9 protein-coding genes and 2 pseudogenes are annotated in these 14835 nt (G+C 61.6%); 4 read left to right on the forward strand and 7 right to left on the reverse strand.

Going from position 1 to position 14835, the window contains the following annotated elements:
• Positions 1–32: 32 nt before the first annotated feature.
• The 6 genes and pseudogenes from NKJ20_RS26545 to NKJ20_RS26570 form a co-directional block, all read right to left on the reverse strand.
• On the reverse strand, positions 33–653 hold the full coding sequence (locus tag NKJ20_RS26545; protein WP_352748146.1) for a hypothetical protein: 621 nt from the start codon (positions 651–653) through the stop codon (positions 33–35).
• Complete coding sequence (locus NKJ20_RS26550) at positions 650–3418, reverse strand: type I restriction endonuclease subunit R (protein ID WP_502902835.1); 2769 nt, start codon at positions 3416–3418, stop codon at positions 650–652. The genes NKJ20_RS26545 and NKJ20_RS26550 overlap by 4 nt, the downstream gene beginning before the upstream one ends.
• Before the next feature lie 12 nt (positions 3419–3430).
• Positions 3431–4066: pseudogene (locus NKJ20_RS34210) on the reverse strand (type I restriction endonuclease); the annotation flags it as partial.
• On the reverse strand, positions 4044–5333 hold the full coding sequence (locus NKJ20_RS26560) for a restriction endonuclease subunit S domain-containing protein (RefSeq protein ID WP_352748149.1): 1290 nt from the start codon (positions 5331–5333) through the stop codon (positions 4044–4046). The gene NKJ20_RS26560 and the pseudogene NKJ20_RS34210, both read right to left, overlap by 23 nt.
• A 98-nt stretch (positions 5334–5431) precedes the next feature.
• Positions 5432–7798 (reverse strand): type I restriction-modification system subunit M, encoded by a 2367-nt coding sequence (locus NKJ20_RS26565; protein WP_352748150.1) that lies wholly within the window; start codon positions 7796–7798, stop codon positions 5432–5434.
• Between the two features lie 364 nt (positions 7799–8162).
• Positions 8163–9695, reverse strand: a complete 1533-nt coding sequence (locus NKJ20_RS26570) for a helicase HerA-like C-terminal domain-containing protein (protein WP_352748152.1) — start codon at positions 9693–9695, stop codon at positions 8163–8165.
• 275 nt (positions 9696–9970) lie between these two features.
• On the opposite strand from NKJ20_RS26570, the gene NKJ20_RS26575 reads away from it, so the two are divergent.
• The 4 genes and pseudogenes from NKJ20_RS26575 to NKJ20_RS26590 all read left to right on the forward strand — a co-directional run bounded on the left by NKJ20_RS26575 (position 9971) and on the right by NKJ20_RS26590 (position 14206).
• A complete protein-coding gene (locus tag NKJ20_RS26575; RefSeq protein ID WP_352748155.1) occupies positions 9971–11413 on the forward strand; it encodes a methylmalonyl-CoA mutase subunit beta in 1443 nt (480 codons plus the stop codon).
• Positions 11410–13533 carry a methylmalonyl-CoA mutase gene (gene scpA, locus NKJ20_RS26580; RefSeq protein WP_352748158.1) on the forward strand — a complete coding sequence of 708 codons (2124 nt, stop codon included), beginning with the start codon at positions 11410–11412 and terminating at the stop codon, positions 13531–13533. Before NKJ20_RS26575 ends, scpA begins: the two co-directional genes overlap by 4 nt.
• Positions 13534–13606: 73 nt before the next feature.
• Positions 13607–13828: an AbrB/MazE/SpoVT family DNA-binding domain-containing protein gene (locus NKJ20_RS26585; RefSeq protein ID WP_095496758.1), complete on the forward strand. Its 222-nt coding sequence runs from the start codon at positions 13607–13609 to the stop codon at positions 13826–13828.
• Positions 13825–14206, forward strand: a pseudogene (locus NKJ20_RS26590) (type II toxin-antitoxin system death-on-curing family toxin). The gene NKJ20_RS26585 and the pseudogene NKJ20_RS26590 overlap by 4 nt, the downstream one beginning before the upstream one ends.
• Here the strand turns inward: NKJ20_RS26590 and NKJ20_RS26595 are convergent.
• Entirely contained in the window at positions 14203–14676 is a 474-nt protein-coding gene (locus NKJ20_RS26595; protein WP_352507466.1) for a GreA/GreB family elongation factor, read from the reverse strand. The pseudogene NKJ20_RS26590 and the gene NKJ20_RS26595 sit on opposite strands and share 4 nt — an antisense overlap.
• Between the last annotated feature and the right edge of the window lie 159 nt (positions 14677–14835).

Consider the following 14835-nt stretch of genomic DNA (forward strand, 5'->3'; position numbering starts at 1 on the left):
ACTTTGCGCACCACGCGGCAACCAATGAATGGCTAGCAGGCCGGCTTCCATTGAAGCGCTATTGGAACGTGCCTGACACGATAGGGCCTTCCGGTTCGGCTGTGGAAATGCGCGGAGGTAAAGAAAAGTTCATCGTGCGCGCGATCATTCACTTCCACGTCTGGGCGCGCCTGCTTGAGACGAATCGCCCACTCGTCCATGATTCTGTCCGCTCTGCCATTGTAGCAGTAGATTATCATGCCGCCGTGATCTTGGTATTTGGATGCTGTGGCATAGCGACTATCAAGTTGGTTGAAGCCCTGGAGCAGCCAATCATAGCTACCGTGAATCTTGGCTTCGCCCAGCCACAGGAAATTGTTTCGCCCCTCGATGACAATATCGCAGTGACCGCCGACGGTGGTATCATGAGAGGCTTGGAACCCCATGCTACGGAGCGATGTAACAACGTCTATCGTGAGACTATCCTCCGAGCGCCCCTGCCTCTCTTTGGGCGTCCGTGCGAAATCTTGAGCGATATGATCGATCGCGGTGTCGACCTGCGCGAGGATCTCCTCAGCTCTCTCCGCGAAAATTAGCGCGAGCGAAACCTGTAAAGGAACGCTGCCGCTTGCCAGCAACTGTAGTTCACGAAGTGTATAGGCCGGCTCCGTCACCGAAGAGCCTCCAGCAAGCGGCTCGAGGGCTCGAAGTAAGGATGAATCATTTCGCCAGCCCCACTCAGCAGCCCGCCGGTACGAGGGTGCCTAAACCGTCCGCGTAGTGCCTCTGAAATTTCGCTTGCACCCAGCGCTATCATTTTGCCACCGTCACGAAACTGCGCTTTTGCATTCAGCACGCGGACATTGGAACTCGTCAGAATCGCGACTGCGGCGAGAAAGTCTTCGTCGACTTTCTCGTGACGCGCCGCGGATAGAAGGTCCGCAATAGTGAGACGATGTAATGCCACCTCATTCATCTGGCTCATCTGATAGAGAATATCCTGCGAGATCCGGCCAGCTAGTGCTTCCGGCCATCCTACGGCGATCTGCCGCCTGATATCTTCTATGGTCAGCGAAGGCTTTTTTTGTGCAGATCTCGCCGCATTGAACAGGCGTTCCTGCAGCCAAGCTTTGAACACTCCGTCCGTATTATACAAGGCATAGAGATCTGTATGGTCGGCGAGGCTACCAAGCAACTCATCGTCGACAGCCCGATCGTGCTCGATGCGCGCATTTTGGGTGTCGCTATTGCGCAACGCGTTCTGCACTCGTCCGTTTGCGCCGATCTTCCCGGGAAGCTGCTCGAAGAGGAAGCGGGTGACGCGATCTTGATCGCGAAACTCGGTCAAACCGAAGCGCTCGTTGAACTCACGAACGACAGAGCTCAGTTGATCCATTTCCGGTTCAAGACGACCGCCGGCCGCGCCAGTTGGCACAGGTTCAATCTCCGCGTCGGCGTCATTCAGGGCTATCTCGATCCCTGCCTCGATCTCGACCCGATAGCTATCCATGTCGATCGTTTCGAGCACATCGAGCGGCGTGTCGTCACTCTTCGGGGTAGGCAGCTTCGGGATGAGAAGCGATAGGAACGTCGAGAGTTTCTCCCAATCAGGAACCGCATAGGGCAGGATCGCGCCGAGAAATGCATAGGTACGGACAAAGGCTTTGGCGGCGCCCTTAAAGGCTATCTGCTCGTCCTCAGTCAGCGCTTCGTATCGTACGGAACAGGCGTCGAGAACCGGGTCCAGTCGGTCGCGCGGCGCGGCGGCAAGGAACAACGAGACGACTATTTCGATATCCTCGACGGCATAGACTACGGCGTTGTCGAGCGAACGTTTCAGGTCATGTAGCTTGTTGGGATCGGTCTCGCCCGACAGTATGGTGGCGCGGTAGAAATCAGAGAACGCGGCCTCGATCACTGCCGGATCGTTGCGGAAGTCCAGCACCACCGGCTCGCTCTTGCCGGGCAGGGCGCGGTTCAGGCGCGACAAGGCCTGCACCGCTTTGACGCCAGCCAGCGTCTTGTCGACATACATGGCGAATAGCTTGGGTTGATCGAAGCCGGTCAAATATTTGTCAGCGACGACTAGGATTCGATACGGATCGACATCGAACTTGTCCTCCAGCTCGCTGCTCGGAAAGCCGTTGAACGAAGCTTCTGTGCGCTGAGCGCTGGCGTCGTCGACTGCGCCGGAAAACGCGAGGATCGCCTTGTAGGGCGAGCCGCGCCTGGCGAGAGCAGCGTTAGTCGCTCGCCAATAGTCGATTGCCCGTTCGATGCCATCGGTGGCCACTATTGCGCGCGCCTCTCCGCCGACTTTCTTGCGCGCGATCACCTGGTCGAGGAAATGGTCGATGATGATCCCAGCCTTGGTGACGATGGCGTGGTCGTGGCCTTCTACATAACGACGCAGTGTTTTGAGCGTGCGCGAAACATCGACGTCGGGATCGTCCTCTACCGTCTTGGCGAGGCGATACCAGCTCGAAACCGGCGTGTAATGCGCCAGCACGTCGAGGATGAAGCCTTCGTCGATGGCCTGCTTCATCGAATAGAGGTGAAATGGGCGGTGCTTCACCTCACCGTCCTGCTCATAGCGTTCGCCGAACAACTCCAGCGTCTTGTTTTTCGGCGTGGCGGTGAAAGCGAGATAGCTGGCATTATCAAGCATCCTGCGGCCTTCGATGACAGCGAGGATACGGTCCTCTGTCGTCGCCTCATCGTCGATTTCGGCGCCGCCAAGCGCGGTGTTCAGTGCGCCCGCCGCGCGCCCGCCCTGGCTGGAGTGCGCTTCGTCGATGATAATAGCGAAGCGGCGGCCGCGATGGACCGAACCGATGTCATCGAGGATGAAGGGGAATTTCTGAACGGTGGTGACGACGATCTTCTTGCCGCTTTCGATGAAGCTTCGAAGGTCCCCCGATCCCTCGGCATGGCCCATCAGCCGTGCGGTTTGAGCGAAGCCGCTGATGGTGTCCTTCAGATTCTTGTCGAGCACCTGGCGGTCGGTGACCACAATAACCGTGTCGAACACAGTGACGCCGTCCGCCTCCAGCCCGACAAGCTTGTGGACGGTCCAGGCGATCGAGTTCGATTTGCCCGACCCGGCCGAATGCTGAATCAGGTAACGCCGCCCCGCGCCGTTGGCCGTTGCGTCAGCGCAGAGCGCGCGCACCACGTCGAGTTGATGGTAGCGCGGGAAGATCGGTTCGCGAGCGACGATCCGGCCTCGCGCGTCGCGCTCCTCGACGATTCCGGCGAAGTTCTCGATGATGTCGGCTAGGTTGCGCTTGGCCAGCATCTCGCGCCATAGATAGTCGGTGCGGATGCCGTCCGGATTGGGTGGATTACCAGCACCATCGTTCCAACCCTTGTTGAACGGCAGGAACCAGCTTTTCTGCCCGGCGAGCGCGGTGCACATCCGCACCTCGCGGTCGTCCATCGCGAAGTGGACTGCGCAGCGGGTGGGGCGGAAGATCAGTTCCCTGGGGTCACGGTCGACCTTGTACTGCGCCTCGGCATGGGCGACGGTCTGGCCGGTCAGCGTATTCTTCAGCTCGAAGGTAGCGAGCGGCAGCCCGTTGATGAACAGGGCAAGGTCGAGCGCGCGGCGCGCGGCGTCCAGCGAATAGCCAAGCTGGCGAGTGATCGAAAAGCGGTTCTGCGCGAAGCGAGTGGCGGCCTCCGGATTGCCGGGCGAGGGCAGCGGGAAATAGAGCGTCACCGCGTGCGGGCCGTGGCGCACGCCCGATCGCAGCACGTCGATGATGCCGCGATTGGTGATCTCGTCTCGGACGCGGGCGAAGAAGGCGCGGCGCTTCGGGCTGTCAGCATCTAGCGCGAGCGGGCCGACCAGCGCCGGTTGGGTGGCGCGAATGAAGGCGATAAGCTGAAGGAGGTCGAGCGCGTGGACCCGGTCGTAGTCGTCGCGGTGACCCTCAATATAGTCGTCGGGGCCGATGTATGGCACGCCTTCCTCCGCGAGGTTTGTCACCGCACTCGCGACCGGGGCAGCGGTGCCGGTCAACACGGCGACGATCAGCGCCTCCAGCCCACTCTCGCTCACGTCAGTCGGGCGCATCGAGCGCATCCTCCATGTCTTCGTCTTCGGTCGCGGCGTGGTCTGCCAGGTCGTCGCCCTCGATGCTGGGGATCATGGCTTCGCGCACGTCAAGCCGCCCCGTCACGACGGCAGCGATCAAGCTGTCGCGGTATTCGACAATCAGATCGATTTCTCGTATGACCTTATCCTTGGCAGCATCGACGGAAGCCAGTTCTTCCTCAAGAGCGAGACAGATTTCATCCTGCTCGCAGATGGAAGGTAAAGGAATGACGGCGGTCCCTATTTCATTCTTTCCTACTCCATATCGCGTGATGCCTGTAGCAGCTTTGTGAAATTGCCATGTTGTAGGCGCAGCCAGCAGAGAGAAGTAGAGATACTTACCTGAGATTTGTTCGGTGTTCGGTCGCAAGACGGCAAGATGATATCCGCAGACGGCATCGGGGACGTCGTCTGCCACGAGACATGGTACGCATATGTCCTTCCAGTCCTCAGAATCCTTGGTCACGAGAACATCGCCGGCCTTCAGGGCGAAGCTGGCATATTCCGCCTCGGTTACAGACCCTTCGCGAAAGGGTGTAGCAAGGGTAACGCGGTCATTCCTGTAGACATCCACATAGTTGCAAACTCGGACCTGTCGTTCGTGCTCGTAAACGTGCTTGTCGACGCTGCTGAAGGAGATGTCTGCAATCCGCTTGATGGCGCGCAATTGCCAATCCGGGTTGCGTGGAGCTAGGGGAAGCTCCGCATTTCCAGAGACGTAGAGACGGTTGGTAGTGATTGAGCGCTTCCGCTCAACCAGCGCCGCGATGGTGCGCCGCTTGGTGGCGACGAGGCGGTGGACCTGGGCGGTGTAGGCGTCGAGGAAATCGGCGATCCGCCGCTGCTCTTCAGGCGGTGGAAACGGGGCGAACAGGCTTCCGAAACGTTCGGGGTAAAGACGGAGAAAGCCTGCGGTTCCGGTTCCGAGCCCCTTTGACTCTGCGCGAAACGTCGCGCGCATCGCCTCGCTTTTGAACAGTGCGATTAGATAGCGGGCATCCGCTTCGTCGGTCAGCTCAAAGGCGCGATAGTCTGGACTGATAAGCCCGGGCGTGCGGCAAATGGCGAACATCCCATTCCCGGCTTGCATCGGGTTCATCACGATCTGGCCGGGTGACGCCAGCTTGTAGTGTCGCAACCGTTCCGGCTCGGCGATCTTATCGGAAAAGTTGGACAGCGGCACTAGACCGCTCGCTCGCCGCATCGTCAGTAGCGCGCCCTCGCCGGTACCGGATCGCTCATCCACTTCACGCAAGAACGTCTTTATCCGCCGCGAGTGCCAGTGCGTCGGCACGTCATCGACCCAGCGGACAGGTGAGACTCGGTAGGCGTCGAACCGCCTAAGCCCCGCGCTCATGCGTCGGCCTCGACCAGCACGGCGTCGAGCAGCGCTTGGGTCTGGCGCTCCAGTGCGTCGATCTCGGCCTTGATCTCCGCGAGCGGGCGCGGGGGCTTTGGTTTGTAGAAATGCCGCGAGAACGAGATTTCATAGCCGATCTTTGTCTTGTCCCGATCGATCCAGGCGTCGGGCGCGTGCGGCTGCACCTCACGCTCGAAGAACGCCTCGATTCCGCTGGGTTCATCAAACGCGACGATTTCGGTATCCGACAGCACCTTGTCGGGCTCATAGGCGACGACCGCCGCCTTGCCCCTGATCGTGGCCTCGAACAGCCCGCCGCGCGGATCGGCAGCCTTTTTCGACACCGTTTTGACTATCGGCTTGGCGTCGGGCGCGCGCCAGCTCATCGTCCGCGCGATCAGCCGCGCCTCGGCGGGTTTCAGCGCGAGCTTCTCCGCCTTGATTGCCTCCACCACTTTCACCTCGAACGCGGCATAGTCGTCATATTCGGCGTCGCCAATGACCGCCATTAACCGCTCGGCGGCGCGGTGCAGGCGGCGATCTCGCGCCCAGGTTCCGGCGTCGAGCAGCTTCTTCACCGTCTTGCGCGGCAGCTTGGGCGCCGCATCCTCCGTCTCGAGGGCGGCGTCCTCGCCGTCCACGCTCGCCTGTTCCTCGTCCTCGGCGGCCTCCTCGACCTCAGCCTCCGGCGGATCGAGATGGACCTTCAGCCGGTCCGCAACGCTAGCGAAATCATCAAGCAGCGCTTCGCCGAACTCGGCATACAGCGCCTCGCGCACAGCACGGTGCCCGCTCTGGAAGCGCAGCGCTTCCACGGACTTGCGCGTAAATCGCGAGCGCAGCCGCAGCGGTCGTTCGACCACGATCTTCCAATAGCCGAAGGACGAATTGGGCAGCACGATCGACGTATCGCTCGGCTCCATCGCCTCATAGGCGTCGAGCACCGCCTGGATATGCCCAGTGGTCATCTCGCAATTGCGCTTGCCGAGATTGCGGCGAAGGGGCCGGAACAGTTTGGCGGCGTCGATCAGCTGTACCTTGCCCTTGCGATGGTCGTCCTTGCGGTTGCTCAGCACCCAGATGTAGGTGGCGATGCCGGTGTTGTAGAAGATGTTGAGCGGCAGAGCGACGATCGCCTCTAGCCAGTCATTTTCGATGATCCAGCGGCGGACATTGCTTTCGCCCGATCCCGCCTCACCGGTGAATAGCGCCGAGCCATTGTGAATGTCGGCGATGCGACTGCCCAACGGCGTGTCCTTCATCTTGCTGAGCTTGTTGACAAGGAACAGCAACTGCCCGTCGGACACGCGCGGGAAGAGTCGCAGCCGCTTGTCGTCTCCGTCGAGGCCAGGATGCTCGACCACGAAACGCGGATCGAGTGCGGCGGCCTTGCCCCCCATCGCGGCGAGATCGACCTTCCACGTCTTCCCGAAAGGCGGGTTGGCCATCATGAAGTCAAAGCGAAGCCCCTGGCGGCCGTGCGCGTCGGCGGACAGGGTGGAGTTGGGCGCGATGTTGCGCGCCTCCGCACCCTCGCCCTTGATCAAGAGGTCGGCCTTGCAGATAGCGTAGGTCTCCGGGTTGCTCTCCTGGCCGTAGAGGTGGATTTCAGCCGCCTTACCGGCTTTCGCAGCGAGGCGGGCCAGCTTGGCTTCGCCCACGGTCAACATCCCGCCAGTTCCACATGCATCATCATAGAGCAAGTAAGTGCTGTCGCTGATCCTGTCGGCCACAGGCCGGAAAACCAGTTCGGCCATTAGCTCTATGATATCGCGGGGCGTGAAGTGCTCCCCTGCTTCCTCGTTGTTCTCTTCGTTGAACTTGCGTAGCAGCTCCTCGAACAGCGTGCCCATGGTGTGATTGTCCATTGCGGGCAGCCGGATGCGGCCATCATTGTCGCGGACGGGTAACGGCGACAAGTTCACCCGTTCGTCGCAGAATTTCTCCAGCAGAGCGTGAAGGATACCCGCCTGCTCTAGCTTGTCGAGCTGCTTGCGAAAGCCAAACTGCTCGATGATTTCACGGACGTTCCCCGAGAACCCGTCTAAATAGCTTTCGAAGTCGGCGCGTTGTGTCGTCGGGTTCGGCCGCGACAGCAGTTGCTTCAGCGTGAACGGCGATCCGTTGTGAAATGCCTGCGCCGCAGCCTTGTTCAACGCAGGCTCCTGCGCGGCGGGCGGCAGGTCGAGCGAGTCAAGCTCGGCTTTACGTGCGAGCACCGCCGATTTGGTCGGTTCGAGCACGGCATCGAGCCTACGGATGACGGTCATCGGGAGGATGATGTCCCGGTACTTTCCCCGTGTGTAGACACCGCGCAGTACGTCGTCGGCGATATTCCAAATAAAACTGCTGACGTTCATTGTGCCTCGTTGATCGGTCGACTGCGCCTATGTCACCAGCCGATCCAGCGCACGTGCCTCCGACTCATGAAAAAATCTGCCCAGACGATGTCTGGTTACATTATCGGACGCCTCTGCTCGCCGAAAGAGGTAGCGGTACAGCGAGCCGTAACCACCTCTCCACGTCGGCGAGTGCCGCGCGGTACACGCCCCATGGCGCAGATGCTTGATCGAAACGCGGTAGTCAATCTTCGACCTTGGGGCTCCCGTTATGATAGTCTTAGGCACACAGCGGACAGGCAGCAAACGGCCCAATTTCGGTCGTTCACAAACATGCATCGCGACGGCAGTTCATGGCGCGAAGCTGATATTCGCTCGATGCCCCTCACCTGCCCCTGGACAGGCTCCCCAAAATCCCGCGGACGATCGCCCGTCCGACCGACGAGCCGACCGAGCGCACGATGGATTTGATCGCCGCCTCCGCCACCGTCTGACGGTTGGAGGGGCGCGGCGCGCGGCGGCCGCCGGTCGGCTGGGGATCGTCATTGCCGAAGCCGGGAATGGTCCAGCGCGAACGGCCTGCGTCCTGTTGCTGCGCCTGTGCCTCCTGGGCGTCCTTGGCCTTTTTCTGCAGTATCTCGAAAGCCGATACGCGATCGACGGTCTGGTCGTACTGTCCGGCAACCGGGCTCTCGGTGATCAGCTTGCGGCGCTCTTCGGGCGTGATCGGGCCAAGCCGCGACGACGGCGGGCGGATCAGCGTCCGCTGTACCATGGACGGCACGCCCTTGGCTTCCAGCGTCGAGACAAGCGCCTCGCCGGTGCCGAGCTGCGTGATGACGGTTGCGCAGTCGAAGTCGGGATTGGGCCTGAACGTCTCGGCCGCCGTCCTGACGGCCTTCTGTTCGCGCGGCGTATAGGCACGGAGTGCGTGCTGCACGCGGTTGCCGAGCTGGGCCAGCACCGTTTCGGGGATATCCAGCGGATTCTGCGTGACGAAATAAACGCCGACGCCCTTCGAGCGGATCAGCCGGACCACCTGCTCGACGCGGTCAACCAGCACCTTCGGCGCGTCGTCGAACAGAAGGTGCGCCTCGTCGAAGAAGAAGACCAGCTTCGGCTTGTCCGGGTCGCCGACTTCCGGCAGTTCCTCGAACAGTTCCGACATCAGCCACAGAAGGAATGTCGCATAGAGCCGCGGATTCATCATCAGCTTGTCGGCGGCGAGCACGCTGATGGCGCCGCGTCCATCGCGCGTGGTGCGCATGATGTCGGATATCCGCAATGCCGGCTCGCCGAAGAAATTGGCAGCGCCCTGCTGCTCCAGGACCAGCAGCGTGCGCTGGATCGCGCCGACCGAAGGTTTCGTCACATTGCCGTAGCGGGCGCCGATCTCTTCGGCGCGGTCGGCGATATTGGCCAGCAGTGACTGCAGGTCCTTCAAATCGAGCAGCAGAAGGCCTTCCTCGTCGGCGATGCGGAAGGCGATGTTCATGATGCCTTCCTGCGCCTCGGAGAGGTTCATCAGCCGCGACAGAAGCAGCGGCCCCATCTCCGAGATGGTTGCGCGGATCGGGTGGCCCTGCTCGCCGAACAGATCCCAGAAGATGACCGGGAATTCCTGGAACTCATAGGGATCGAGCTTGACCTGCTCGGCCCGCTTGACCAGGAAATCCTGCGCTGTGCCCATCATGGCGATACCCGACAGGTCGCCCTTGATGTCGGCGCAGAATACCGGCACGCCGGCATTGGAGAAACCCTCGGCCAATATCTGCAGGGTCACCGTCTTGCCGGTGCCGGTCGCGCCGGTGACAAGGCCATGACGATTGCCATATTGCAGCAAAAGCTGTTCGGGGCGCTGATAGCTGTCGTCCGGCTTGCGGCTGGCCCCTATGAAGATACTGGTATCGTCGGCCATGTGTCCGGTCTCCGCAAACCTATAGGGTTGAATGCCCTGATCCCTTGAAGAAAAGGGAGCCCCGCCGCAGGTATAGTGAGGCCATTGCGCAGCGACAATGGGCGTTGTCGAAAATGGCTTTTGGAGCTTGCGGAACCTGCCCATGTTTGGCAATCGGTTGACGGTCACAATCACGGAAGGCGCGTTGCACGGCATGTGTGCTGCATTGTGATATCGGGCCGGGGACCGTAGACTGACATAGTCGGCCGCTGCGGCCGCTAGAACGAGGAGAACCGATGGGCGCCGGTGCCTTGACCCAGGATGCCGAACTTCCGAACGTCGACCGGCAACGATGGCTGGCGCTGGCGGAGAAGGCGCTGGCCGGCGGGTCCTTCGAGGAAAAGCTCGTCTCGCATACGGACGACGCCATCCGCATCGAGCCGCTCTACGAGCGTTCGGTCACGGCGGAGCCTGTCGTGCGCGCCAAGCCGGGATCACCGTGGATCGTCAGCCAGCGCATCGACGATCCGGACATAGGCCGCGCCAATGCGCAGGCGCTGGAAGACGTCGCGCAGGGTGCCACCGGACTGTCCCTTGTCTTCGAGGGTGCGCCGAACGCCTTCGGCTATGGCTTGCCGAGGACGGCGGAGGCGCTGGAGGGCGTGCTCGACGGCGTGCCGCTCAACCGCATCCAGATCCGCATCGACGCCCATCCCTGGAGCCGTGCCGTGGCCGACTGGCTGGTGGCGTTTTTGACCAAGCGCCGCTCCGACCCGGCAAAGCTCAACCTCTCCTTCGGCATCGATCCGGCGGCGATCTTTGCCGGGACCGGCAGGCTGCGCATGTCGATCGAGGCTTTACAGGCTTCGATGCCGCAATCGCTGGCGCATTTCTTTTCGATGGGTGTGCCCGGCGTGCTGCTGGAGGCCGACGGGCGGGTATTCCACAATGCCGGCGCCACCGAGGCGCAGGAGCTTGGCACCATGCTCGCCTCGGCCGTCTCCTATTTGAGGCTGTTCGAGAAGGCGCGCCAGCCGCTCGTCTACGCGGCGCCGCATATCGGTTTTGCGCTGAGCGTCGACCAGGACCAGTTCGTGTCGACGGCCAAGGTCAGGGCGTTGCGCAGACTGTGGGCGCGTGTCCAGGAGGCCTGCTCGATACCGCCCTCCACCGCCAGCATCCATGCCGAAACCTCCTTCCGGATGATGACGACGGCCGAACCGGAAACCAACATCCTGCGCACCACCATCGCCGCTTTTGCGGCTGCCGCCGGCGGCGCGGATTCGATCGCCATCCTGCCGCACACCATCGCGCACGGCCTACCCGCGGGTTTTGCCCGCCGCGTTGCCCGCAACGCGCAACTAATCATGGCCAATGAAAGCCACATCGACCACGTCGCCGATCCGGTTTGCGGTTCGGGCGCCGTCGAAGCGCTGACTGCGGAGCTCTGCGCGGCGGCCTGGCAGGAGTTCCAGCAGATCGAGGCGGAAGGCGGCGTGCTGACCAGCCTTGAGCAAGGCCACATCCAGAGGCGCGTCCAGGCAGCTTCCGCCCGCCGCAACACAGTCTACCAGGCGGGCGAACGGGCGATCGTCGGCACGACGCTGCACCCGTCGAAGACCGAGCGTCCGGTCGAGACGCTGGCGGCGGAGCGGCGGCCTGCCTTCACCGAAGGCGTTGCGGTGTGCGAGCCGCTATTTCCGATCCGCATAGATCAGTCGATCGGAGCCGTACCATGATCCCGGATTTCAGCCAGATCGCCTGGTCGCCGCCACGGCGGGTGCCGGTCGAGGTCAAAGGCCAGCGGATGACGCCGGAAGGCATTGCCGTCAAGCATCTCTACAACCAGGGCGATCTCAAGGGCTTGCCACATCTCGATACCTATCCAGGCCTGCCGCCTTTCGTGCGCGGCCCCTATCCGACGATGTATGTCCAGCAACCCTGGACGATCCGGCAATATGCCGGCTTCTCGACTGCCGAAGAGTCCAACGCCTTCTACCGTCGCAACCTTGCCGCCGGCCAGAAGGGCCTGTCGGTCGCCTTCGATCTCGCCACGCATCGCGGCTACGACAGCGACCATCCGCGCGTCGCCGGTGATGTCGGCATGGCCGGCGTCGCAATCGATTCCATTTTCGACATGCGCCAGCTGTTCGACGGCATCCCGCTTAACGAGATGACGGTATCGATGACGATGAACGGCGCGGTGCTGCCGATCATGGCGCTCTATATCGTCGCGGCGGAGGAACAGGGCGTTGCGCAGAAGGATCTCACCGGGACCATTCAGAACGACATCCTGAAAGAGTTCATGGTGCGCAACACCTATATCTATCCGCCAAAACCTTCGATGCGGATCGTGTCGGACATTTTTTCCTACACGTCGAAGCACATGCCGAAGTTCAATTCGATCTCGATCTCCGGCTACCACATGCAAGAGGCAGGTGCGACGGCGGATCTCGAGCTCGCCTACACGATTGCAGACGGCATCGAATATGCGCGCGCCGGCATCGCGGCCGGCCTCGACATCGACCGTTTCGCGCCGCGCCTTTCCTTCTTCTGGGCGATCGGCATGAATTTCTTCATGGAAGTCGCGAAGCTGAGAGCAGCGCGCCTTTTATGGGCCAGCCTGATGCTGAAGAACTTTTCGCCGAAGGACGAGCGCTCGCTGTCGCTGCGCACCCATTGCCAGACTTCGGGCTGGTCGCTGACGGCGCAGGATCCCTACAACAACATCATCCGCACCATGATCGAGGCGATGGCCGCCACTCAAGGGCATACGCAGTCGCTGCACACCAATTCCTTCGACGAGGCAATGGCGCTGCCGACCGACCATTCGGCCCGCATCGCCCGCAACACACAGCTCATCCTGCAGAAGGAGTCCGGCACGACGCGCATCATCGACCCGTGGGGCGGCTCCGCCTATGTCGAACGGCTGACACATGATCTGGCGGCGCGTGGGCTTGCGCATATCGAGGAGGTCGAGAGCCTCGGCGGCATGGCCGCGGCGATCGAAAAGGGCCTACCCAAGCTGCGCATCGAAGAGGCTGCCGCGCGCACCCAGGCGCGCATCGACTCAGGCGAACAGATCGTGGTCGGTGTCAATGCTCACCGTCCCGGCACGGACATCGAAGTCGACGTGCTGAAGATCGACAATGCCGAAGTCAGGGCACGGCAATTGTCGAAGCTGCAGCGGCTGAAAGGCACGCGTGACGTCGCCGCCGTCGAGAGCGCGCTCGATGCGCTTACCCGTGCTGCCGGGAGTAACGCAAACCTGCTGGAATTCGCCATCCGGGCCGCACGCGCCAACGCCACGGTCGGCGAGATTTCGCTGGCGCTGGAAAAGGTTTTCGGCCGCCATGTCGCCTCGGTGCAGACGATCTCCGGCGTCTATCGCAACGCGCTCGGCGACAATCCGGTGGTCGACCGGCTGCAGGACAAGATCGTCGCGTTCGAGGAAAAGTCCGGCGGCAAGCCGCGCATTCTGGTCGCCAAGATGGGGCAAGACGGCCATGATCGCGGCCAGAAAGTGATCGCCACCGCCTTTGCCGACCTAGGCTTCGACGTCACCGTCGGGCCGATGTTCCAGACGCCGGACGAGATCGCCAGGCTGGCCGTCGAGCATGACGTGCACATCGTCGGCGCCTCGTCGCTGGCAGCAGGCCATTTGACGCTCATTCCCGAACTCAAGCTTGCACTGAAGAAGTTGGGCCGCGACGACATGCTGATCGTCGCCGGCGGCGTCATCCCGCCGCAGGATTACAACGCAGTCCGGCAGGCAGGCGCCACTGAAATTTTCCCGCCCGGCACGGTTATCCCGGAAGCGGCGGAGCGGCTGATGGACCGGCTGCTGCAGGCCGGCTGACGCTTTGTTATAATGTCTGTTGTAACAAGAAACACGCTGAGTTATAATCAGCGTTGCAACAGGATGCCTCACCATGAACACGACCATTCGCAAGATCGGCAATTCCGAAGGCGTGATCCTGCCGAGGGAGCTTCTCGATCGTCTGAACCTGAAGGCCGGCGACCAGCTTCAAATCGTTGAAACAGGTGACGGTCTTGCGCTGAAGCCGGTGGACGACAGCTTCGAGCGGCAAATGAAAGCTGCCCGCGAGGTGATGGACAAATACAAGGTCGCGCTTCAGAAGCTCGCCGAATGAGCTGGGAGTTTCTGACGCGGCGTGCAGTCGAAGCCATGCACGCGGAGCAGTTGCGCCGACACGGCGGAGCACAAGGCTTGAGGGATGAAAATGCCCTCGAATCGGCGCTCGCTCGCGCCGAAAACAAGGCCAACTGCGGAGACCCGTCGGTTGAGGAACTCGCAGCCACCTATGTCTTCGGCATTTCATGCCTTTGTGGACGGCAACAAACGCACGGCCATTGTCGTGGCCGGCGCATTTCTGATTGTGAACGGTTATGCCCTGTCGGCCAATGACGGCATGCTTTACGAATTCGTCATGGGCGTCGCCGCCGGCGAAATCGACGAGGCTGGTGCCGCGGCGTTCTTCCGCGATCATGTCGTCAAGCTCGAAGACTAACTGTCGGAGAGCTTGACGATCTCCCATTCCTTGCCGTTGACCACGGCAACTTCGCCGACCTTCTTGCCGAACAGCGCCATCGCCATCGGCGACATATGGGAAATTGTCCCTTTGCCCGGATTGGCTTCGTCCTCGCCGACGATTTTCCAGTGCACCTTCTTGCCGTCGTCGCTTTCCAGGGTGACACCCATGCCGAAACGAACCAGGTCGCTGCCCGGTTCGGGCACCGAAAGCTCGGCGCTTTCACGCCGCGCCGTCCAATAGCGGAGATCGCGCGAGACCAGCGCAATGCGCTCGCGGTCGGCCCTCTTCTCGGCTCTGCCCAGTTCGTCGCGCAGAGCGGCCACCTCGGCATCGATCAGCGCCATGCCGCGTTCCGTGACCAGATTGCGGTGATGGCTGATCGGCCGCTCGCCGATGCCGGCGATGGCGTTTTCGCTGTCTTCCTCGCGGGTGAAGGCCCTGCTCATCCGACGAACTTAGGCTTGCAATGGCGACTCCACAAGCCATTGCTGATGAAGCTCAGTAACAGCTGCTTGGGGTGGATAGTGTTGAAGAAGTCGGCGATGAAGCCGTGGATCCACTCGCACCGAAGCGTCTTGATTAAGGTCGACGCGACCTCCTCGCCT

Source organism: Mesorhizobium sp. M0185, assembly GCF_040322175.1.
GTDB lineage: Bacteria > Pseudomonadota > Alphaproteobacteria > Rhizobiales > Rhizobiaceae > Mesorhizobium.

Coding starts and splice junctions, on each gene's coding strand:
- NKJ20_RS26550 (WP_502902835.1), bottom strand. CDS start 3,418: ATGGACGACCGCGAGGTGCGGATGTGCACCGCGCTCGCCGGGCAGAAA.
- NKJ20_RS26565 (WP_352748150.1), bottom strand. CDS start 7,798: ATGAACGTCAGCAGTTTTATTTGGAATATCGCCGACGACGTACTGCGC.
- NKJ20_RS26570 (WP_352748152.1), bottom strand. CDS start 9,695: ATGGCCGACGATACCAGTATCTTCATAGGGGCCAGCCGCAAGCCGGAC.
- NKJ20_RS26575 (WP_352748155.1), top strand. CDS start 9,971: ATGGGCGCCGGTGCCTTGACCCAGGATGCCGAACTTCCGAACGTCGAC.
- scpA (WP_352748158.1), top strand. CDS start 11,410: ATGATCCCGGATTTCAGCCAGATCGCCTGGTCGCCGCCACGGCGGGTG.
- NKJ20_RS26585 (WP_095496758.1), top strand. CDS start 13,607: ATGAACACGACCATTCGCAAGATCGGCAATTCCGAAGGCGTGATCCTG.
- NKJ20_RS26595 (WP_352507466.1), bottom strand. CDS start 14,676: ATGAGCAGGGCCTTCACCCGCGAGGAAGACAGCGAAAACGCCATCGCC.